Here is a 20247-nt window from a genome sequence, read left to right as displayed (position 1 = left end):
ACGCGGCACCCCGAGGCAACCGGCCTCACCCCGCTTCCCGGAAGGCGTAGGCGGCGTTCTACGCCTTCCGGATCGAACACATGTACGAGAGGAATGCACATGAAAGAGATACGAACGGTGGAGATCGAAGGGCACAACTGGCTTGTGCTGGCTGACGTGTTGGCGTCTGTGGACAGGGCGGAGGCCGGTCGGAACCCCATGTTCGTGGCACGTATCCCGAGCGATGAGCGCCAGATGGTCAAGGTGGACGGTCGGTGGACCTGGCTCGTGACGGAGTTCGGCGCGGACTGGGCCGCTGGGCAGGACTGGCGCAAGCACGGCGACCCGGCGGCCTACGGGCGGGACCGGGCCAGCGAGCGAGCCCATGAGCAGTTCGGCCCCGAACTCCACAACGACAGGCCCGAGCCCGCTCATCTGCGTCTCGCGGCCGAGTACCGGAGCAAGATCCAGACCGGGCGGCTCCCCGTTGGAGAGAAGCTGCCGAACGTGGACAGGGCGATCCGCCTGCACAGCGTCGCCAGGGATGCCGTAGGACGCGCGTACAGGCTCCTGCGGGACGAGGGGCTGATCGTGTACCGGCCCGGCAAGGGTGGCGGCTACTGGGTCAAGGGAGCCGACCGTGACTGAGCCTCAGAAGCCAACTCGCAAGCGGCGTAGGCACGTTGGGGAGGGTGGCTCTACCGAAGCCACCCCTACGCCCCAGGAGCCCAGGCAGCCGCGCCGACGCCGGACCCTGCCGCCGGGCACGAAGGTCCCGCCGCTGTGGCAGATGGGCGGCTCTCGCCCCACGACCGAAGACGAGGAGACCGACTGATGCCCACCTGGACGCTGCCGATCCCGCGACTCACCGAAGAGGACTGGAGTCGGTTCCTGGACAAGGTGGACCCGCCCAACGAGGACGGGTGCCTGCTGTGGAACGCGAGCGCACCGACGGGGTATGGCCAGTTCTTCATCAACAAGCGGCCGTACCAGGCGCACCGCGTGTCGTACACCGTGCTCGTTGGAACGATCCCGCAGGGGCTAGAGCTCGATCACAGCTTCGCCAAGGGCTGTCGCTCCAAGTTGTGTGTGTTTCCTGGCCACTTGGAGCCCACGACGCACGCTGAGAACGTCCGCCGGGGGCACGCCGTCCGCCGCTATCTGGCCTCGATCTGGGTCCGGACTGAGCTGGACGAGGGCTGAACGCGCCTCCACTGCAAAGAAATTTCATGTGTCTCATGTGGTCAGACATGTCCGGATCGTCCCGAAGGGTAGCGGAATGTCGACATTTGAGGGTTAAGTTCTCCTCGTCAACAGAACGCAACGCCGAGCCAGGGAGCCCCAGATGACCACCAACGCCAAGTCCTTCGAAGAGCGCGCCGCCTCCGAGCCGACCGAGCTGCACAAGAACTTCGCGGAGTGGCTGTTCGTCCAGACCGGGGTCAAGCCCGACCTCAAGACGGTGCAGCTCGTGTGCTCGATGCGGATGGACTTCCAGCGGTCCGAGGAGAACCAGAAGCACCTGGCGGACCGCAAGAAGGCCGCAGCCGACAAGGCCGCCAAGGCGAAGGCCGCGAAGATCGCCAAGGCCAAGGAGACGCTCGCCAAGCTCCAGGCCGAGATCGCGGCTGAGGAAGCAACGTCCACGCCGGCAGAGAAGCCCGCACCGGCCAAGAAGGCGACCGCGCCCAAGCCCGAGGACAAGCCCACCGTGACCCGTAGCCGGGCGCGTAAGGCCACGGCGACCGCCTCTGAGGCCCCGGCTCAGCCGAAGGCGCGTGCGGCCCGTACGCGGAAGACGGCGGCTCCCAAGGCTGCCGCTCCGACCGCCTGACCTCCATCAATGCGGAAGGGCGAGGAGTGGAGTCCTCGCCCTTCCAAGAACCCCGAAGGGATCCGCCACCATGAACTCTACCCGCGTCCCCCTCTGCCCGCCCCACACCGCCTCGAAGGACCCGTTCCAGACCACGTGCACCGTGTGCGGTGTCCGTCTCCTCGACGGCATCTCCATCGAACAGCTCGTGGGCCGCGTTGAGTCGATCGTCCAGGAGCCCGTCCAGCCCACCGGCCGCATCCGGGGCACATGGACCGAGGTGCTCGAAGAGGGCGACGGTCAGCTGTGGGCCTACTGGGTCCGTCCCGCCCGCAACTTCGCTGGGTACGAGTGCATCGACTGCACCAACCCCGACCCGACCGGCGAACAGCTCTCGGGCCTCCTGCTGGCCGAGCTCGCCGGGCTCCCGCCGGAGGACGCGGCTACTACCCGCGCCCCTGAGATCGGCACGGCCTGGACCCGGCGGAAGCCCACCCGCTGGGACCGGTTCAAGCGCTGGTCCAGGGTGAACGCCGAGCGCGAGTTCGTGACCATCGCCGCGCCCCTCGTCGGCATCTGGTCGGCCGCCCTGTTCACGGTCCTGGGCTGGGACGGCGTCAAGGCCGTCTGCTCCGCCGTGGTGTCCGTCTTCAGCTAGTCCAACTCGGTCCGGCCCGGTCTCTGCGGAGGCCGGGCCTGGGCCACGTTCCAAGGAGATTCCATGGCAGGCATTCGCGAGGTCGCGCGCAAGGGCGGGACCGCGTACGAGGTGCGTTGGACCGATGGCGGGCGAGACTGCCAGATGACGTGCAAGACCTTCCCGCAAGCCGAGAAGGAGAAGCACCGCATCGAAGATGAGCTGTCCCAGGGGCGCTCAACGCTGTGGCGCGTGGAGAAGCGCACCGTTACGGAGGTTGTGGAAGCGTGCATCTCGGCCGACGCCGACCGGCTGAAGCCGCGCACAACCGAGGGGCAGCGGTCCATCCTCAAGAACCACATCACGCCCGCCTTTGGACAGCGCCGAATTGGCACTCTGCGGGCGCGGGATATCGAGAAGTGGATTGCCAAGCTCGCCAAGAACGTGGCTCCGGGCACAGTTCGAACTATCTACAATGTGCTGAACAAGGCCGCCAAATATGCAATTCGGCATGAATGGCTTGTGGTGAATCCGTGCACGGGCGTGGCGCTGCCCAAGGACAACTCGGAGATTGTGGAGAAGCGGCATTTCCTGACGCCGATTCAGGTGGAGTCTCTGGCCGGTCTGTTGTCGCAGAAGGAAGAATGGTTCGGCCTGTTGATCCGCATGGCCGCGTACACCGGTCTCCGGGCGGGTGAGCTGGCAGCGCTCCGCGTGCGGGACATCGACATGTTGCACGGAGAGGTCCAGGTCCGCCGCACGGTGCGCCGTGGCAAAGGTGGCGAGTGGAAGTTCACCGCGCCCAAGTCCGTCAAGTCCGTCCGCAACGTGCCGCTGGTGGGGTTCCTCCGGGCGGAGCTGACGGAGTGGCTCGCGGCCCACCCGGCGGGGGACAACCCCGACGCGCCCCTGTGGCCGGGCTCGCGCAACACGGGCAAGGGCGGAGAGGTGGACTGGACGCGCACCTTCGACATCAACAACTTCTGCAAGCGCTACTTCCGCCCGGCTGTGCGGTCTGGTGTTGCCGGCCTGCCGACTGCACTCCGCTGGCACGACCTTCGCCACACGTACGCCTCGATCATGGCCGCTGTTGGTGGCGAGGTCAGCGTCTACGACATCTCGAAGTGGCTCGGACACTCGTCCATCTCGGTCACGGAGAAGGTGTACATCCACCTGTTCCGGCAGGACAACACAGGGAAGATGAGCGCGATCGACGCCTTCTTGTCGGGGGCGGGTCAGCGGCTCGGCTCCGGAGGCTCCGTTACGGCGCTCCGTGGGGCCGTAGGCGGCTCGTAGGGGACGAGTGAGTCCCTTTGCCCAACCGGCCGGAGAACGCTCGTTACGCGGGCGCTCTGTGATTCGGCCCGGAACGCACGAACGCCCCAGGACCGGGAGCATGTCCGGCTGTCCTGGGGCGTTCGTGTTGGACGGTCTCGCAGGTTGGGTGTTGGTCCAACCTTGCGTCGGGTCTGATCAACCGACAACGAGACGTCCAGGAGGGTGGGGCGCGGCGAACCCGTCAGAAGGCCGCGCCCCGGTCTGGGGGTTAGGCGTCCTCGGCGCGCGCCGCCTTCTCGGCCATGACCTCGGCCGCTTCGGAGTCCGGCGTCAGGTCCACGCCGGGGAACAGCAGGGAGATGTCCGAGAGCGGGGGTGCGTCCTCTGTGGCGATGGGGACGAGGCGGGAGGCGTCTACTATCTCGCCGATGTACTCCCGACGCAGATTGTCGATCTCGTCGGGAGAGAGCTTGGCGAGCTGCGCATCCAGTGCCGCAGCCTCTTCGGTGGTGGCCGCAGCTCGGACGAGATCGAGAACGTCGATATCCACGACGGTCCCGTCGCTTTCCCGGACGGCCAACGTCCCCTTGGCCTTGATGAGTTCGATGAGTTCGTCGCTCATGTCGCTCCTCACGCGTTCAGGTCGGCCTGGACACCGGCGAGCGCCGCGCGCCAGACGGAGTCGCCGGGACGGGTGAGGTCGCCACGGCCGAAGTTGGACGGGTTGGCGAGCTTGCCGTTCTTGACGCGGAGCAGGTTCAGCAGCTCCATGCCGGTGCGCGGGTTGGTGAGGGCGGACTCCACGAGCGTCTCCAGCTCGGTCGTCTCCAGGGATACAGCGGCCATGTTGTCCTCCAATGGACTTGGCGGGATGAGGAGTTGGGGAGAGTCAGGAACCGTCGGCGGCACGCCCGATGCCCGCGCGGAGACGGGCGGCGGCGGCCTGAGCCGTGGCGGGGGCTGTGGTGGGGCGCGGGGGACGGGCGCGGGTGGCTCCCAGGGCGGCAGCGTTCTGCTGAGCGGGGGAGCCCTCGGGACGGGCGGGGCGCAGCCTGTGTCCACCGGACAGGCGCGAGCGGAGGGCCTCAGCAGCGGTCATGGGCTCGTCGTCCGTGTCCTCGGTGTCGTCCTCGTCCGTGGCGCCGAACAGGTCGGCCATGTCCTCAGCGAGTTCCGCGATCTGCTCGGCGAGCGGCTTGTCCAGGTCGAGCATTCGCACATAGCGCGCGGCGGTGCTGGGGGCCATTCCGGCGGCCACCAGAGCAGCGACAGCCTTGTCGCGCTTGATCTTGTTGATGCGGGGCATTGCAGGGTCCTTCCCGTGTGGGTGTGGGTGCGCAATTGCGCGGTCTGGTCGTCGTTGTTATCCAGTCCCCCACACGGGGCTTCCAGCACATGCAGCCATACCAGCTGAAGACGTGCGACTCGATTCGTGCATTTGCGTTTACCAATCGGCTTGCGCAACGTATATCCAATTGTTTAGCCAGAGCGTCCAGGGTGCCAAGCGACAGGGACCTGAGCGGTCTATCTCTGCTCCGCCTAAGCGGTACTCGCCAGACAGCGAGTGAATTGTGGAGCTGTATTTCTGTGGAATTCCTCGGTTCTGCGAGCTGGCTGCTGCGCAGATCCGGGATAAGGCTACCTCTCGGGGCTGTGCTACGCCGGTAGTACCGGCCTAGTCGTCGTTGTCTACGAGGAATTGCAGAGATGGGTTGGGCGGGGTGCGCCTCTTCTTCGGGCGGGGTGCGGGCTCCTCGATGTCCTCCGCGATGTGGACTGCCTCTTTGTGGACCTCGTGAGGCTGGAAGGCGTCGTCGTTGCGGAACTCGTCGGCCGGGGTGGAGGCGTAGGTGATGGGCTCGGACTCCTTGAGCGGGCGTCGCGGACGGGTGTAACCCTCGCTGCTGACAACCTCGCCCGGGATCGTCTTGTTGGCGGGCTGCGTGTCGCGGCCGAAGAAGTGATCCATGATCTTCTGCGCCTCGTTGGCGTCGGTCTCGCGAGTGCTGATGGTGGCCTCAACCTTGAACGCCGTTGCCGCGTTGAGTCCGAGGAGATCGGCCTCGCGCTTCATCAGCGCCACCATCCCGTTGATGGCGTCCTTGTCGGCCTTGAGGTACATCGGCCACAGCGCACGGATGCCCATCTCGATTCGCGCCAATTGCCGATTGCGCAGATCCTCCAGCCGTGGCGCTGATATCTCCTCGCGGTACAGCTTGAGTCGGTTCTGCACTGTGCCCAGAGACACGCCCATCTTGTCTGCGATCTGGCGATATCCCATTCCGCCGAGAACCAGTTCGTGCGCCTCCTGCGCCTGCTCCATATAAAGTGCAGACGGCTTCTTCGCTCTGCTTGCCATTGTGTCGCCTCCTCTCGTTGCTGAAAGCCTACGGCTCGGAGAGGAATTCGGATCTGCAATTGTGAGGCCCACAGCATGGGCGTCACGGGATAAGACCGAATAGCCCGGAAGGTTCACCGGAATCACAGGGTGGCCGCGTAAGGCGTCGCGGGGAGCGTGTGAGTGAAACCGGCTCGGGGCGGGCTACGGGCTCGCCTATGACCCCAAAGAATTGGGCGGCGGGCTGTCGGGGGCGGGAACGGGCCGGACGCGGCGGAGACAGCGGCCGACAACCCGGCTCAGAGCCCAGCCCTGTGGACAGGAGTCGACCGGGGTGCAGTCGTCGCAGTGCTGTGTGTGGTTGAACAGCAGGGCCAGGGCGGAGTCGTAGGAGATGCGGGCTGGGGCGCAGTCTGGACAGGCGTAGACCGGGAACGATGGACCCGAGGAGCGCTCGATGGCGTACAGCAGGACCGGGGTCTCAGTGAGCGTCTGGCAGTCGAGGCACATGCGGCGCGGATGCATGTAGGGCACTATAGACATGTGCAGGCACCTGTGGGGGCCTCCGAGTGTCTTCGCAGGTCAGCAGGTGGTTATGTGGCGACCATGAGCGAGGAGGAGATCCGGAACCTGGAGCGGCGCGGCCCGGAGCTGGTGTACATGGCCGTGGCTGACGACATCGCCCGGCGGATCAGCACAGGCGAGCTTGGGCCGGGGGACCGGTTGCCCGGCGAACTGGACATGGTGGCTCGGTACAACATCGCCAGAATGACCGCGTCCAGAGCCGTGCGTGAACTGCGAGAGCGCGGATTGGTCCAGACGGTCCGTGGCAAGGGGACATTCGTCCTCTAATTGGCCGCTGTGGACCCTGTGAATTCAGCCCATCGCCGGGGGTCTGCCGGGGATTCCCCGAGCGCCGCGCCTCAATTGTGGGCGCTACCTGCGCGAACGTCGGCGCGCCTTCCCATCTCCTCGAAGGGCACCCAGGTCCAGACGATCTCCCCCGGGTCGGGATCCCCGTCCCGGTCGGGTGCGTAGGAGGTGCGGACCGGACCCGCGTCGGCGGGCTCGGCCTCCGTGGTCGCGGCCGGGCCGCGGCGCCCGGGAAAGTCCGTCGCGCCGTCGCCGCTGCTGTCGATGTGCTGGAACGTCATCCCGACACCGTAGAACCCTCACACTCCGGTCAGGGGAGCGGGGGAGGACCGGGCCGGCACCGATCGCGCCCCCCACCCCGCGCGACGGCGCCGCCCGCAGCCGTCCTGCCGGAACGTCAGCCGGTCACCGCCCGGCCGCCCTTGCCCCGGCTCCCCGGCCCGGACACCGGGTCTGGAAGACTGCCGGACGCCATGAGCCAGTTACCCGAGCAGCCCTCCCGCACCCCTGTCCCGACCAGCGCCGACGTGGCGCGACGGGCAGGGGTCTCCCGGGCCACCGTGTCCTACGTACTGAACAACAACACCACCGTGCGGATCAGCGAACCCACCCGCCGCCGCGTCCGCGAGGCAGCCGAGGGTCTCGGATACGTGCCTCACGCGGCGGCGAGGAGTCTGAGGGCCGGGCACACCAGGACGGTGCTGCTGCCCGCCGCCCAGCCGCCCCTCCACGAGAGCCTGATCGGCACGCTCGAATCCGGTCTGCGCCAACTCGACTACACCGTCGTCCGCCACAACAGCGCCGGATTCGACGCCGACGAGGCCGCCAGAGCATGGGCGGAGCTTCGCCCCGTGGCCGTCCTTGCCCCGGCCGGCGTCTCCCTCACGCCGTACGGCATGAGCGTCCTCACCCGCTCCGGCGCCAGGGCCGTCATCACGCTCGGTCCGCGGTCGGTCGAGGGCGCGCACGCGCTCGTCCTGGACGAGGGGGAGACGGGCCGCTGCGCCGTCAGGCACCTGCTCGCCCGCGGACGCCGCCGGATCGGGGTGGTCATGCCCCGGGAGCCCGGCCTCGGCCCGTTCGCCGAGGCACGCCTCGCCGGAGCCGTGAGCGCCGTGGAGGAGTCGGACGTGGAGGCCGGTGTCGTGCCGCTGCCCCTCGGGTACGAGGAATCCGCCGCCGAGGAGCTCGCCGCCCGCTGGCGGAGCCTCCGGCTGGACGGTGTCTTCGGGTACGACGACCAGTACGCGGCGCTGCTGATGAGAGCGCTCCAGGACGCAGGTGTCGGCGTCCCGGCCGAGACCTCGGTGATCGGCGCGGGCGACCTGGTCCTCGGCAGGCTCCTGCGGCCAAGGCTGAGCACCGTCGGCACGGCCCTGGCCGCGCCCCAGCCGCCGGCCGAACTGGTCGACCGGCTGATCCAGAACCCGCACCACGAGAGGGAGCGCCACGATCTCCTGCGAGCAGCCGTGGTCGCCCGCGAATCCAGCTGAAACGCGGTCCCGGCGGCCCCACGACGTGCGCGACCCGCGGCGGCTGTCTAGCGTCGTCACATGAGCCATCCGCAGAGCTACGAGATCCTGCTGTTGCCGGAGCCGGACGAGTCCGCGGTCGGGGCCCCCGCCCCGGGCACCGCGATCCGGTCAGCGGTCGTGGCGGCGACCGGGGAGACCGGGGCCTCGGGATACCCGCGTTACGCGGGTGGCGGCATCGAGGCGGACATCGATCCCGCCACGCGCACGGTGGAGGCACTGCTGGTGGACGGTGCGGAACTGGACTACGGCCTCACCGTCAGGATCGCCGAGCGCATCGGACGTATGCAGGGGACACCCGCCGGGGAGCCGGAGGAGGCCGCCGTACGGCCACCCGGCCCGGCCTCCGGGGGACGCGGAGCGAACGGCGGGGATGCGGCCTCGGATGACGCGCCACGGTCGGGGTCCACCGCCGTCGCCCCTGAACGGCCCCGGGAGGGCTGACGGCGACACGGGAGCCCGACGACGGCCCGCCCCGGCTCCTGAGAGCCCGGTCGGGCCGTCATCACGCCTCGCGCCGGTCCGCTCGGACTACTGCTGCTCCGGCTGCGCCTGCGCCTGCTGCGCCTGCTGCTCGGCCACCGACTTGCGCACCTCGTCCATGTCCAGATTGCGTGCCTGACCGATCACGTCCTCCAGAGCCGCCTCGGGAAGCGCGCCGGGCTGCGAGAAGACCGCCACGTTGTCGCGGACGATCATCAGCGTCGGGATGGACCGGATGTCGAACGCGGCAGCCAGCTCCTGCTGGGCCTCGGTGTCGACCTTGGCGAAGACCAGGTCGGGGTGGCGCTCGGACGCCGAGTCGTAGACCGGTGCGAACTGCCGGCACGGACCGCACCAGGAAGCCCAGAAGTCGATCAGCAGGAATTCGTTGTCGCTCACGACCTGATCGAAGTTGTCCTTGGTGAGCTCTACGGTGCTCATACTCTGTTACCTCTTCCTGGGACAGTTCGGGACTGTCCGGCACAACGGTGACGTCACTTGCGCTATTCCGCCTGCCCATGTGGCCGCCACGCACACCCCCGACCACACTGTTCCCATGACAGACGCAGAGGGTGAGCCGAACAGCTGGTACGACGTGGTGGTCATCGGAGCGGGACCGGTCGGGGAGAACGTGGCCGACCGTGCCAGGGCCGCCGGGCTGAGCACCGCGGTGATCGAGTCCGAGCTGATCGGCGGGGAGTGCTCGTACTGGGCGTGCATGCCGAGCAAGGCGCTCCTGCGCCCGGTCGTCGCCCGGGCCGACGCACGGCGGGTGCCCGGACTGAGCGGGGCGGTGCAGGGACCGCTCGACGCGGACGCCGTCCTGGCCCACCGGGACGAGCAGACCTCCCACTGGAAGGACGACGGACAGGTCGGCTGGCTGGAGAGCATCGGCGCGGACATCTACCGCGGGATGGGGCGGCTCACAGGAGTCCGGCAGGTGTCGGTGACCGCCGGGGACGGATCGGTGCGCCACCTCGGCGCCCGCCATGCCGTGGCCGTGTGCACCGGGAGCCGCGCCGTCGTCCCCGGCCTCACCGGCATCGACGACGTGCGGCCCTGGACGAGCAGGGAGGCCACCAGCGCGAAGGAGGTGCCGGGACGGCTCGTCGTCGTCGGCGGCGGCGTGGTCGGCGTGGAGATGGCCACCGTCTGGCAGGGGCTCGGAGCCCAGGTGACCATGCTGATCCGAGGCGGCGGTCTGCTCCCCAAGATGGAGCCGTTCGCCGGCGAGCTCGTCGCGGAGGCACTGACCGAGGCGGGCGCACGCATCCTCACGGGAGTCTCCGTCACCGCTGTGCACAGGGCCGGACAGGACGGTCCGGTCACCGTCGAACTGGACAGCGGGGAGAGCCTGGAGAGCGACGAGATCCTGTTCGCCACCGGCCGAGCCCCGCGCACCGACGACCTCGGGCTCGACACCGTCGGCCTCGAGCCCGGATCCTGGCTCTCCGTCGACGACAGCTGCCGGGTCCAAGGCACCGACTGGCTGTACGCGGTCGGTGACGTCAACCACCGGGCGCTGCTCACCCATCAGGGCAAGTACCAGGCCCGCATCGCCGGAGCCGCCATCACCGCCCGTGCGCAGGAGACCCCACTGGAGACGGACCCCTGGGGCGCCCACTCCGCCACCGCCGACCACGCGGCGGTCCCGCAGGTGGTGTTCACGGACCCGGAGGCCGCCTCGGTGGGTCTCACCCTCGCCGAGGCGGAGGCGGCGGGCCGCCGGGTGCGCGCAGTCGACCACGACCTGGCGGCGGTCGCCGGGTCGGGGCTGTACGCGCAGGGCTACAAGGGCCGGGCCAGGATGATCGTCGACCTGGACCGGGAGATCCTGCTCGGTGTCACCTTCGTCGGACCGGGCATCGGCGAACTGCTGCACTCGGCCACCGTCGCCGTCGCGGGAGAGGTGCCGATCGACCGCCTCTGGCACGCGGTCCCCGCCTACCCGACGATCAGCGAGGTGTGGCTGCGGCTGCTGGAGGCCTACCGCGGTTGAGGGCGGACGGCCCGGGCGGGCGGGCGCGGAACGGCGGGCAGACTCTTCCGGCGCGCATGCGGCGGTCTCGGGAGTCCTCCGGCCCGTGTCCGCCGTCATCCGTCGCGCGCCCGCCCGGGGTCACGGGACAGCCCGCGGGCCGCACAACACCCTGCTGAGACCCTCTGGGCCGAGCGACGCACGTGTACTGGACGGAGTGCTTCCCCGGCCGGCCATCGAACCCGCACGGCACGGATGTACGCGAGTACGGGACAGATGCGACTGACTCACTGTCACAGTCGGTTCCGATGAGGTGAGATGCCGTCATCGATGCACGGTACACGTCAAGTGTTACCCTCCTCTCCTGATTCGCGACGGAGAGGCGCCAAGTGAAGAGGTCATTGAGTTTCACGTCCGTCCTGGCGCTCTTGACCGGAATCGCCATCGCCGCTGCTCCGTCCGCCTCCGCCGCCACCGACAGGAGCGGGGCGGAGCGGCTGAACATCCCGAACAGCAGCGCGTGCAGGGCGGGTCGCACCGTCATGCAGGGCATGGTCGCGGGGGCGGGGGGCCAGCTCTACATCGTCTTCACCAAGGCGGGCGGGGAGGAGCCGGTCCTGTCCAGGTGGTTGCGCGACGGCTCGACCTGGGACGGCGCCAGTTGGACCTGCGCCGGTGCGCCGACCTCCATACCCGCACTCGGCCACGGCAACGACCTCGCCTACCATCCGGACTACGGTGGCCAGGGCGCAGCCTTGATCGCCACACAGGGCAGCCAATCTGCTTACCCGAGCGCCGATGTGACGGTCATTCATCTGGACTCGTCGGGATCTGTCGGCGCGAGCGAGGTCGTCCGTCTGCCCATCGGCAATATCAGCGGTCTCTGCTACAGCGCGACGGCGGCCGGCGGAGCCGGCAAATATGCCGCCCGCCGTGCGGGCAGTCTGTGGACGCATCCCGGTGCAGGTTCGTTGACGAGCGGATGGACGTTGGTGAAGAGCAACCTCACCAGTCACGACAATCGCTCCGACCAAGGCATCGACTGCTCCGAGAACTACATCTGGAACAGCAGGTCGATCAACACCTCGACGCCCGACACCGGGTGGAACTGGGTGTACCAGTACAACTGGTCCGGAGGCGATGTGGAGGGCGACATCGGAATTCCGGGGAACGGCCTCGCCGACGAGATCGAAGACGTCACCCACATCGGGAGCGAGTTCTTCATCGGCGTCAACCGGAACGGTGGCAGCGCCGACTCCGTCAAGGTGTTCATCGAGTGAAGCCGTCGCCTCCGCGCGGCTGAGATCCACCGTATGCCCCTCGCGTGCTGCTTCCGGTCCGGACCCCGAGTGCCTCGGTCCGCTGGTCGGCGCCGTCCGGCACGTCGTGTGCCCCGAGGCATCCCCGAGCGATTCATCGCGCCTCCGCTCCGGCAGTGCGGCGCCTCATGCCCGCCGAACCCGATGCGCTCGGAGCGCTGCGTCCGGCCGGCTGGCCGGCCCGCCGGCCGCGGGGCTGCTGACCGGCGCCCCGCGGGAGTCGGCGACGCGCGGGCGGTGAACTCGGCGGCAACAGCCGCGCTCCGGCGCGCACACTGTCGGCCGGCAGCGGCCGACACGCTCACGGGCCCCGTGTACCGACGTCGGTGGACGCTCCGTTCGAGCGTGGCGGACCGTCTCGCCGACCGAGAGACCGGCCATCCGCAGCGGATGCCATGAGCCGTTGCTCAAGGCGCCCGGGAACGGTAGCCGTTCGGGGTGGCTTCCCGGCAGATCCCCTGCACGCAGCGGGTGTTTCGGTGCGCGATGCCGAGGCCCGGGTCCGTGCTCCGGCGCCGGTGGCCACCGACGCTCCGGAGTCGGGGAGCGGCCGGCCTGTCACCTTTCGCCGCCCCCGGATACCAGATCTGGTTCGCCGGCGCCCCTGAAGTCCATCGCGCGCCCGCCTTCCGCCGGTTCCGTGATGCGCAGCCGCGACGGCCGGCCGCAGCCCTGATCCCGCACGGGCCGGTCGCCAAGGTCGGCCCGTGCATGTCACCCGCTCCGGAAGTGCGCGTCTGCCTGCGCAGACAGCTGGAGGGCCGCCTGTCACCGCGCGCGGACCGCCCCGTTCCGGCCCCTGCGGCAGACCATTGCGTACGGCAACACCTGAGGCTATATTCACCACAACTAGAAACATTGAATATATGTAATAGAGGTGCTGTGGTGGTCGAGCTTGCAGAGTCCGAGTCCGTCCAGGAGCGCGTGGGCGCCGTCCTCGGTCCCGAGGCCGCCCACCTGGTGGCACGGTTCGTGGACGAGACGTTGCACCGGGCCGCCGTTCCGCAACCGGACGGCACGGTCTTCCTGTTCACCGGCGACATCCCGGCGATGTGGCTGCGTGATTCCGCGGCCCAGGTGATGCCCCTGCTGCGCTTCGGTGCCGAGCTGCCCGCCGCCGAGGAGTTCGCGGTCGGGGTGCTGCGCCGCCAGCTGGCCTGCATCGTCGCCGACCCGTACGCGAACGCGTTCAACGCCGGTCCGGACGGTGCGGGGCATCAGAGCGACGAGACGGCGATGAGCCCGATGGTCTGGGAGCGCAAGTACGAGACCGACTCCCTCTGCTTCCCGCTGCTGCTCGCCCACCGGATATGGCGCGCATACGGCCGCACGGACATCCTCGACGGACTTTTCTGGAACGCCGTGGAGCGGATCGTGGAGACCTGGGAGACCGAGCGGGACCACGAGGGCGCCTCCGCCTACCGTTTCCAGCGGCACGACTGCCCGTCCACCGACACGCTCACCCGCGACGGGCTCGGCCCGCGGACCGCCCCGGACACCGGCCTGATCTGGAGCGGCTTCCGGCCCAGCGACGACGCCTGCACGTACGGGTACAACGTTCCCGGCAACATGTTCGCCTCGGTCGTCCTGGGCCGCCTGCCGGAACTCGCGGCCGCGGCCCCGGCGCCCGGCGCCGCATCAGGCCTGCTGCAGCGGGCCGAGGCACTCCGGGCAGGGATCGAGGCCGGTCTCGAGACCCACGCACTCATCGACGACCCGGAGACCGGGCCGCGCTGGGCCTACGAGGTCGACGGCCTCGGCGGCTCGCTGTCGATGGACGACGCCAACCTTCCGAGCCTGCTCTCGTTGCCGCTGCTCGGATACTGCGAGGCCGACGACCCGCGCTACGAGGCCACCCGGCGCTTCGTGCTCAGCGACCGCAACCCCACCCACCATCGCGGCACGGCCGCGTCCGGCGTGGGCAGCCCGCACACCCCGGACCGCCACGTGTGGCCCATCGCCCTCGCGGTGGCCGGGCGCACCGACCCCGACCCGGCCAGGGCACGGGCGGCGCTGGACGTCCTGCTGGCCACCCGGGGCGGCACGGACCGCATCCACGAGTCCTTCCACGCGGACAGGCCGGAGATCTGGACCCGCTCCTGGTTCTCCTGGGCCGAGGCCACCGTCTGCGAGCTGATCCTCGACTGCTGCGGCGTTCCCGACCCGGAAGGGATACGACACCCGTGACCACCCTCGGACTCGAGGCCGGCGAGGCCGGTCCCGACCACTCGCCACGCTCCTCGGACCCCGCCCCGCGTGCACGGCTGACGGGCCTGTGCGGCGTCGGCCGTCCGTCGCGCCCCGGAGCGTCGCGCCGTGCCGAGGGCCGGGCGGCGGCGACCTTCCTGACCGTGCCCGTCCTCGCCTTCATCGTCTTCACCGCGCTGCCGATCGCGCTGATGATGTACTACAGCTTCACCGAGTACGACGTGCTGACGGCACCGAAGTGGGTCGGCCTCGCCAACTACACGAAGCTCTTCGACGACCCGTTCTTCTACACGGCGCTGAAGAACACCGCGATCTACACACTGATGTACGTGCCGCTCGGCATCGTCGTCTCGCTGGCCACCGCGCTGCTGCTGAACCGCAAGGTGCGGGCCTCCAGGTACTTCCGGGTGCTCTTCTACGTCCCCGTGATCTCCTCCACCGTGGCCACCGCGAGCATCTGGTACTGGATGCTCAACCCGCAGCACGGCCTGGTGAACATCATGCTCGGCTGGTTCGGGATCGACGGACCCGCGTGGCTGTACAGCTCGACGTGGGCGATGCCGGCCATCGTGCTGATGTCGGTGTGGGCAGGGTTCGGCACCAACATGGTGATCTACCTCGCGGGCCTGCAGAACATCCCTCCGGAGCTGGCCGAGGCCGCGCGAACAGACGGCGCGAACGGCTGGCAGGTCTTCCGGCACGTCACGCTGCCGTCGCTGTCCAGGACCACGCTGCTGGTCACCACGCTGCAGATCATCAGCGCCTTCCAGGTCTTCGACCAGGCGTACGTGCTCACGAAGGGCGGCCCGGGCAACTCCACGGTGACGCTCGTCTACTACATCTACGACCGCGGTTTCGCGGCGCTGCAGATGGGCTACGCATCCGCGATCTCCGTCGTGCTGTTCGTCGTCATCCTGGTCGTCTCCCTCCTCAACGCCCGCATAGTCAACCGGACCGGTGACCGATGAGCGCCTCCACCTCCGCCCCTTCCGGCACCCTCGCAGCCCGACCGCGGCCCGGGCGGACCCCGTTGCGCCGACGCCTCGGCGCGGTGTGCTGGTGGATCGCGGCGGTGCTGGTCGCCGCCTCGGCGGTGCTGCCGTTGCTGTGGACCCTGTCCACCTCGCTCAAGCCCGCCGGGGAGATCATCACCGACGGCGTCCGGTTCATCCCGAGGCACTTCACCTGGGGCAACTACTCCAACGTGTTCCACACCGTGCCGATGGTGCGGTACGCCCTCAACTCCCTGCTGATCGGGGCCGCGGGGGTGGCGTCCAACCTGTTCCTCGGCTCGCTCGCCGGGTACACCCTGGCCCGGCTGCAGCTGCGCGGCAAGCGCATCATCACCTCCGCCTACGTGGCCTCGATGATGATCCCGCCGACGGCGACCATGGTCCCGCTCTTCGTGATTCTGCGTCACTTCCCCCTGTTCGGCGGAAACAACCTGCTCGGCAGCGGTGGCAGCGGCGTACTGAACACCTACTGGGCGGTCATCCTGCCCGGGGCGGTCGGCGCCTTCGCCGTGTTCTTCATGAAGCAGACCTTCGACTCACTGCCCCCCGACCTGGCGGACGCGGCGCGGATCGACGGAGCCTCGGAGTTCCGGATCTACTTCCGCATCTACCTGCCGCTGGCCCGGGCCGCGCTCGCGGTGCTGGGGATCCTGACCTTCCAGGCGGGCTGGAACTCCTTCATGTGGCCGCTCATCGTGCTCAGCAAACCCTCGAAGATGACCGTGCAGGTGGGCCTGTCCGGCTTCGTGACGAACTACAGCAGCCACTACGGCCCGCTCATGGCAGGCACGATCGTCGCCAGCCTGCCGGTCCTGGCGATCTTCCTGTTCGCGCAGCGCTGGGTGGTCGAGGGGCTGGCCACCAGCGGCGGCAAGTGACGCGCCCGCACGCACCGCGGCCCGTTCTCCTCCCGCCTCCCCCGAAGGGATCCATCCGACCATGAACACGCCCACGCCCCCGGCCGGCCCCTCCCGGCGCGGTCTGCTCCGCGCTGCCGGCACCGCCGCTCTCGGGGCGGCCGCGATACCCCTGCTGAACGCCTGCGGATCCGGTGGGGACCCGGGGTCGTCCTCCGGGGTGACGAACCTGACCATGTGGGGCTCCTTCTCGGGCGACCAGGTCGCCCAGGTCAACCAGCAGCTGGCAGCGTTCAACAGGTCACAGAAGGACATCCACGTCACCTATCAGGCGCAGGACACCGTCGAGACGAAGCTGCTGGTCGCGATCGCCTCGGCCGCCGACGTGCCCGACATCGTGCTCTGGGACCGCTACCAGACCGCGCTCTACGCCCCCAAGAACGCCCTGTCCCCGATCGACGACCTCGTGGCGCGCGACAAGGTGGACCTGTCCGCCTTCTTCCAGGAGCCGCTCGGTGAGATGAGGTCCGACGGGAAGCTCTACGGTCTGCCCCTCCTGGTCGACAACCGCTCACTGCTCTACAACAAGGCCCTGTTCGACGAGGCAGGGCTCCGCCCGCCGACGACCTGGAACGAACTGGTCGACACCGCAGCTGAGTTGACCCGCCGGTCCGGTGGCAGGCTCAGCCGTTCCGGCTTCTCCCTCGATGACGTCGGTCAGTTCAACATGTACATGTTGCAAGCCGGCGGCCGGATGCTCTCGCGGGACCGGAAGACCCTCGCCTTCGACAGCGCGCCCGGCATGGCCGTCCTCGACCACTGGGAGGAGCTGGTCAAGCGGAAGAAGGTCTACGAGGCCGGCTTCGCCCAGGGCATCGACGGGTTCGGCACCGGGGCCGTCGCCATGAAGTACGGCGGCCCGTGGGACATGCCCGGCTACGACGCGATCGACGACTTCGAGTACGGCGTCGCCACCCCGGTCAGCGGCCCCGGCGGACACCGCGGCGCGATCACCGGAGGCTTCGGCCTGGTGATCCCCGCAGCCGCCAGGAACCGGGACGCTGCCTGGGAATTCCTCAAGTGGTGGTGCACGGTCCCGGAGAACGGAACCGCGTTCGCCAAGATCGCCAGTTGGCTGCCGGGCAACGCGAAGTCGGTCAGGGACCCGTACTTCGGCACCGGCCACTGGCCCGCCTTCGTCCGCACGATGGACTTCGCGACCGTGCGCCCGAACACCCCGGGCTACTCCGACGTCGAGGGCAAGGCGCTCGACCCGGAACTCCAGAACTTCCTCCTCGGCAAGACCGGTGCGCGGGCGGCCCTGTCCAAGGCGGCCAGGCAGGGCGACCAGATCCTGCGGCAGAACCTGTGAACCGGCGCCACCGCGCACAGCCTCCGAACGTCCCCGTACAGCTCAGTACCACAGCGCTCCGATCACCCGTCCCCGCAGCCGCGGTGCCGGCGGCGCGCCCGCACCAGAAAGTGACACGATGACCAGTCCCACCCTGCACAGCACCGACCCCGACGCCGTATCCGCACGCTGGTACGAGCGCGCCGATCGCATCCAGGACAGCCTCGACCGCTACTTCGGCACCGAGGCCCCGCAGTTGTTCGACAACTGGCGTCCCCTCCAGGCCGGTGACAACGAGACCTTCAACTACTGGTGGCTCGCCCATGTGATCGATGCCCGTCTCGACGCCTATCTGCGCAGCCAGGAGCCCGGCAGGCTCGACCAGGCCCGGACGGTGCACGCCAACATCCTCGAACGCAACGGCGGATCGCTGTTCAACGACTACTTCGACGACATGCTCTGGTACGCCATCGCCACCCTGCGGCTGGCCGAGGCGGAGACCGGAGAAGAAGCCCGACTGACCTACCTGGCGCAGGCGGAGGCGCTGTGGCGGCACGTCCACGAACTGGGGTGGAACGAGCAGTGCGGCGGGGGCATCGCCTGGCGCAAGTCGCAGCTCTACTACAAGAACACCCCGTCCAACGGCACCTTCGTGATCCTCAGCGCCCGCCTCCACCGGCACACGGGCCGCCCTGAGTACCTGCTGCGCGCCCGTGAGACCTTCGACTGGCTCACCCGCACCCTGCTGCGGCCGGACGGGTTCGTCGAGGACGGCCTCAACCGGCAGGAGGACGGAAAGCTCGACACCCAGTGGGAGTTCACCTACAACCAGGGCCTGTACATCGGCGCCTGTGTGGAACTCGCGGCCACGATCGACTCCGCCGACGCCGCGAACGCGGGAGAGGCCGAGGCGCTGCTCGACCGGGCACTGGCGACGGACCGAGCGGCCTACGCCCGCCTCGCCGTGGACGGCGTACCGCTCGACGACGGCGACGGCGGCGACGAGGGCCTCTTCAAGGGAATCCTGATGCGTTACGCCGGTCTGCTGGCGCAGGCTCTGGACGCGGCTCACCGCCCGTCCGACGCACAGGAGGTCCGCGAGCGGCTCCTCACTGCGACGGGTGTCCTGTGGGACCGCGCGCTGTGCGGCGAAGAGCTGCTCGCGGGGCCCGACTGGCGCAAGCAGGACCCCGGGCACTTCCCCTATTCGGCGCAGGTGAGCGCCATCATGGCCACCGAGCAGGCGGCACTGCTCACTCGCGCGGCACAGCGGTAGAGGCCCCGAGTACCAGCTCGGTCGGCAGGACGTGCTTGGTCACGGACCCCGGCCGGCCGAGCTGGTCGAACAGCTCGTCGATCACCCTGGCGCCCATCAGGGCCTGCGGCTGGGCGACATGGGTGAACCGGAAGAGCGAGTCGTCCAGCGGGGCGAAGGGCTGGTCGAAGCAGACCACCGAGACGTCCCCCGGTACGGACAGGCCGAGCTCGCGGCAGGCCCTCATCAGAAGCACCGCGATGTGGTGCTCCGAGACGAGGTACGCCGTCACCTGAGGCCTGGCGCGGACGAACTCGACCAGCCGCTCGAGATCCTCGGCCGCGCTCACCCGGGAGCCGGGCGTCACCGAGTACACCTCGGAGAACTCGTCCTGGTCGTGGTGCAGTACCCCGGCGGCGGCGTGGGCGCTCACATAGCCGTTGCGCCGGTCCTCCACGGTGGATACAGGGCTGGCCGACGAGATAAGCCCGATGCGGCGGTGCCCGAGTGCGAACAGGTGCTCGGTCGCCTTGCGTGCCCCGCCGGCGTTGTCCGAGCACACGGTGGAGACCGGGACGCCGTCGAAGGATCGGTCGATGATCACCACGGGGAAGCGGCGGGCGAGCAGGCCCATCAGCGCGGGCGGGATGGACTGCGAGGAGCTCGGCTGGAAGGCGAGGCCGAGGGTTCCGGCGGCCAGGAGTTCGGCGATCTGCGCGCCTTCGGCGGCCGAGTCGCCGTCCGAGGTCTTGAGCACCAGGTTGGCCCTGCCCGCGGTGGACGTCAGCATGGCGGACAGCAGCCGCGTACCGAAGGTGTCGTCGAAGCTGGTGATGACCGCGCCGAGCAGCGGCGGACCGGAGACTCGGAGGGGCCGCACGCCCTCGTGCTCGCCCTCGGTCGCGGCCGCCGCGCCACGTGGCTGCGGATCGGCGTCGACCACCACGGTGCCGTGCTTGGGCCGGCGTACGACGTAGCCCTCGTCCTGCAGCATGTCGAGCGCACGCTTGAGCGTGATGGAGCTGACCGAGAACTCCTCGCCCAACTGGGCCGGGCTCGGCAGGCGTTCACCCACGGCGATACCGCCACCCCGGATGCGGGCCTTCAGCGCCGTGTAGACCTGCTCGTACAGCAACTTCTCGGGCAACGACTACTCCTAGCCATAATGACGATATGTTTAATATATCATTTACCTGTCCCATTGCGACGGGTGGACGCCAACGGTATCGGGGCGGGGGGGGGCGCCCGGCGGGGGTTCGGGGGGCGGCGCCCCGCCCCCCCCTTCGACGCCGGCCACTGCCGCGGGGGGGCCGCCGGGCCCGGGAACCCCCAC

Annotated in this window: 22 protein-coding genes and 1 pseudogene; 15 read left to right on the top strand and 8 right to left on the bottom strand. The window is 69.1% G+C overall.

Annotated features, from left to right (window positions below; all coding sequences use genetic code 11):
- Positions 1 to 99: 99 nt before the first annotated feature.
- The 5 genes from ACFXOA_RS15070 to ACFXOA_RS15050 all read left to right on the top strand — a co-directional run bounded on the left by ACFXOA_RS15070 (position 100) and on the right by ACFXOA_RS15050 (position 3725).
- Complete coding sequence (locus tag ACFXOA_RS15070) at positions 100 to 627, top strand: hypothetical protein (RefSeq protein WP_385027218.1); 528 nt, start codon at positions 100 to 102, stop codon at positions 625 to 627.
- Between the two features lie 186 nt (positions 628 to 813).
- Positions 814 to 1182 (top strand): hypothetical protein, encoded by a 369-nt coding sequence (locus ACFXOA_RS15065; protein WP_385027215.1) that lies wholly within the window; start codon positions 814 to 816, stop codon positions 1180 to 1182.
- A gap of 142 nt (positions 1183 to 1324) precedes the next feature.
- A complete protein-coding gene (locus ACFXOA_RS15060; protein ID WP_385027212.1) occupies positions 1325 to 1813 on the top strand; it encodes a hypothetical protein in 489 nt (162 codons plus the stop codon).
- A 70-nt stretch (positions 1814 to 1883) separates the two neighbouring features.
- The gene (locus ACFXOA_RS15055) at positions 1884 to 2450 is read left to right on the top strand and encodes a hypothetical protein (RefSeq protein WP_385027209.1); all 567 of its coding nucleotides are present in this window, start codon (positions 1884 to 1886) and stop codon (positions 2448 to 2450) included.
- Between the two features lie 63 nt (positions 2451 to 2513).
- Positions 2514 to 3725 (top strand): tyrosine-type recombinase/integrase, encoded by a 1212-nt coding sequence (locus ACFXOA_RS15050; protein WP_385027206.1) that lies wholly within the window; start codon positions 2514 to 2516, stop codon positions 3723 to 3725.
- A gap of 250 nt (positions 3726 to 3975) precedes the next feature.
- On the opposite strand, the gene ACFXOA_RS15045 is transcribed toward ACFXOA_RS15050, so the two are convergent.
- From ACFXOA_RS15045 to ACFXOA_RS15025, 5 genes are all read right to left on the bottom strand, one after another.
- On the bottom strand, positions 3976 to 4329 hold the full coding sequence (locus tag ACFXOA_RS15045) for a hypothetical protein (protein WP_385027203.1): 354 nt from the start codon (positions 4327 to 4329) through the stop codon (positions 3976 to 3978).
- 8 nt (positions 4330 to 4337) lie between these two features.
- The gene (locus ACFXOA_RS15040) at positions 4338 to 4553 is read right to left on the bottom strand and encodes a hypothetical protein (protein ID WP_385027200.1); all 216 of its coding nucleotides are present in this window, start codon (positions 4551 to 4553) and stop codon (positions 4338 to 4340) included.
- 43 nt (positions 4554 to 4596) lie between these two features.
- Complete coding sequence (locus ACFXOA_RS15035; RefSeq protein ID WP_385027197.1) at positions 4597 to 5013, bottom strand: hypothetical protein; 417 nt, start codon at positions 5011 to 5013, stop codon at positions 4597 to 4599.
- 369 nt (positions 5014 to 5382) lie between these two features.
- The gene (locus ACFXOA_RS15030) at positions 5383 to 6066 is read right to left on the bottom strand and encodes a sigma factor-like helix-turn-helix DNA-binding protein (protein ID WP_385027195.1); all 684 of its coding nucleotides are present in this window, start codon (positions 6064 to 6066) and stop codon (positions 5383 to 5385) included.
- Positions 6067 to 6261: 195 nt separating this feature from the next.
- Complete coding sequence (locus ACFXOA_RS15025; protein ID WP_385027192.1) at positions 6262 to 6570, bottom strand: hypothetical protein; 309 nt, start codon at positions 6568 to 6570, stop codon at positions 6262 to 6264.
- Positions 6571 to 6651: 81 nt separating this feature from the next.
- Between ACFXOA_RS15025 and ACFXOA_RS15020 the strand changes: the two genes are divergently transcribed.
- Positions 6652 to 6897: a GntR family transcriptional regulator gene (locus ACFXOA_RS15020; RefSeq protein ID WP_385027505.1), complete on the top strand. Its 246-nt coding sequence runs from the start codon at positions 6652 to 6654 to the stop codon at positions 6895 to 6897.
- A 92-nt stretch (positions 6898 to 6989) separates the two neighbouring features.
- Here ACFXOA_RS15020 and ACFXOA_RS15015 read toward each other — a convergent pair.
- A pseudogene (locus tag ACFXOA_RS15015) lies at positions 6990 to 7199 on the bottom strand (type II toxin-antitoxin system PemK/MazF family toxin); the annotation flags it as partial.
- Between the two features lie 192 nt (positions 7200 to 7391).
- On the opposite strand from ACFXOA_RS15015, the gene ACFXOA_RS15010 reads away from it, so the two are divergent.
- Both ACFXOA_RS15010 and ACFXOA_RS15005 read left to right on the top strand, forming a co-directional pair.
- Positions 7392 to 8411, top strand: coding sequence for a LacI family DNA-binding transcriptional regulator (locus ACFXOA_RS15010; RefSeq protein WP_385027189.1), 1020 nt, complete (start codon positions 7392 to 7394; stop codon positions 8409 to 8411).
- 60 nt (positions 8412 to 8471) lie between these two features.
- Entirely contained in the window at positions 8472 to 8894 is a 423-nt protein-coding gene (locus ACFXOA_RS15005) for a hypothetical protein (RefSeq protein ID WP_385027186.1), read from the top strand.
- An 87-nt stretch (positions 8895 to 8981) separates the two neighbouring features.
- Here the strand turns inward: ACFXOA_RS15005 and trxA are convergent, their stop codons facing one another.
- Entirely contained in the window at positions 8982 to 9374 is a 393-nt protein-coding gene (trxA, locus tag ACFXOA_RS15000; RefSeq protein WP_385027183.1) for a thioredoxin, read from the bottom strand.
- 115 nt (positions 9375 to 9489) lie between these two features.
- On the opposite strand from trxA, the gene ACFXOA_RS14995 reads away from it, so the two are divergent.
- From ACFXOA_RS14995 to ACFXOA_RS14965, 7 genes are all read left to right on the top strand, one after another.
- Positions 9490 to 10932 carry a dihydrolipoyl dehydrogenase family protein gene (locus tag ACFXOA_RS14995; protein WP_385027180.1) on the top strand — a complete coding sequence of 481 codons (1443 nt, stop codon included), beginning with the start codon at positions 9490 to 9492 and terminating at the stop codon, positions 10930 to 10932.
- A gap of 380 nt (positions 10933 to 11312) precedes the next feature.
- On the top strand, positions 11313 to 12191 hold the full coding sequence (locus tag ACFXOA_RS14990) for a hypothetical protein (RefSeq protein WP_385027177.1): 879 nt from the start codon (positions 11313 to 11315) through the stop codon (positions 12189 to 12191).
- 924 nt (positions 12192 to 13115) lie between these two features.
- Positions 13116 to 14417 carry a glycoside hydrolase family 125 protein gene (locus tag ACFXOA_RS14985; RefSeq protein ID WP_385027174.1) on the top strand — a complete coding sequence of 434 codons (1302 nt, stop codon included), beginning with the start codon at positions 13116 to 13118 and terminating at the stop codon, positions 14415 to 14417.
- Positions 14414 to 15406, top strand: a complete 993-nt coding sequence (locus ACFXOA_RS14980; protein ID WP_385027171.1) for a carbohydrate ABC transporter permease — start codon at positions 14414 to 14416, stop codon at positions 15404 to 15406. The genes ACFXOA_RS14985 and ACFXOA_RS14980 overlap by 4 nt, the downstream gene beginning before the upstream one ends.
- Positions 15403 to 16329 carry a carbohydrate ABC transporter permease gene (locus tag ACFXOA_RS14975; protein ID WP_385027169.1) on the top strand — a complete coding sequence of 309 codons (927 nt, stop codon included), beginning with the start codon at positions 15403 to 15405 and terminating at the stop codon, positions 16327 to 16329. Before ACFXOA_RS14980 ends, ACFXOA_RS14975 begins: the two co-directional genes overlap by 4 nt.
- Before the next feature lie 61 nt (positions 16330 to 16390).
- On the top strand, positions 16391 to 17680 hold the full coding sequence (locus ACFXOA_RS14970) for an ABC transporter substrate-binding protein (RefSeq protein WP_385027166.1): 1290 nt from the start codon (positions 16391 to 16393) through the stop codon (positions 17678 to 17680).
- A gap of 118 nt (positions 17681 to 17798) precedes the next feature.
- Positions 17799 to 18935, top strand: coding sequence for a glycoside hydrolase family 76 protein (locus ACFXOA_RS14965; protein WP_385027163.1), 1137 nt, complete (start codon positions 17799 to 17801; stop codon positions 18933 to 18935).
- Here the strand turns inward: ACFXOA_RS14965 and ACFXOA_RS14960 are convergent.
- Positions 18913 to 20061, bottom strand: coding sequence for a GntR family transcriptional regulator (locus ACFXOA_RS14960; protein ID WP_385027160.1), 1149 nt, complete (start codon positions 20059 to 20061; stop codon positions 18913 to 18915). The two genes, ACFXOA_RS14965 and ACFXOA_RS14960, sit on opposite strands and share 23 nt — an antisense overlap.
- Positions 20062 to 20247 lie beyond the last annotated feature (186 nt).

It is taken from the genome of Streptomyces sp. NPDC059166 (genome assembly GCF_042755185.1).
Classification (GTDB): Bacteria; Actinomycetota; Actinomycetes; order Streptomycetales; family Streptomycetaceae; genus Streptomyces.
Note: the sequence above shows the minus strand (reverse complement) of the source record. Positions and strands in the feature narration are given on the sequence as shown.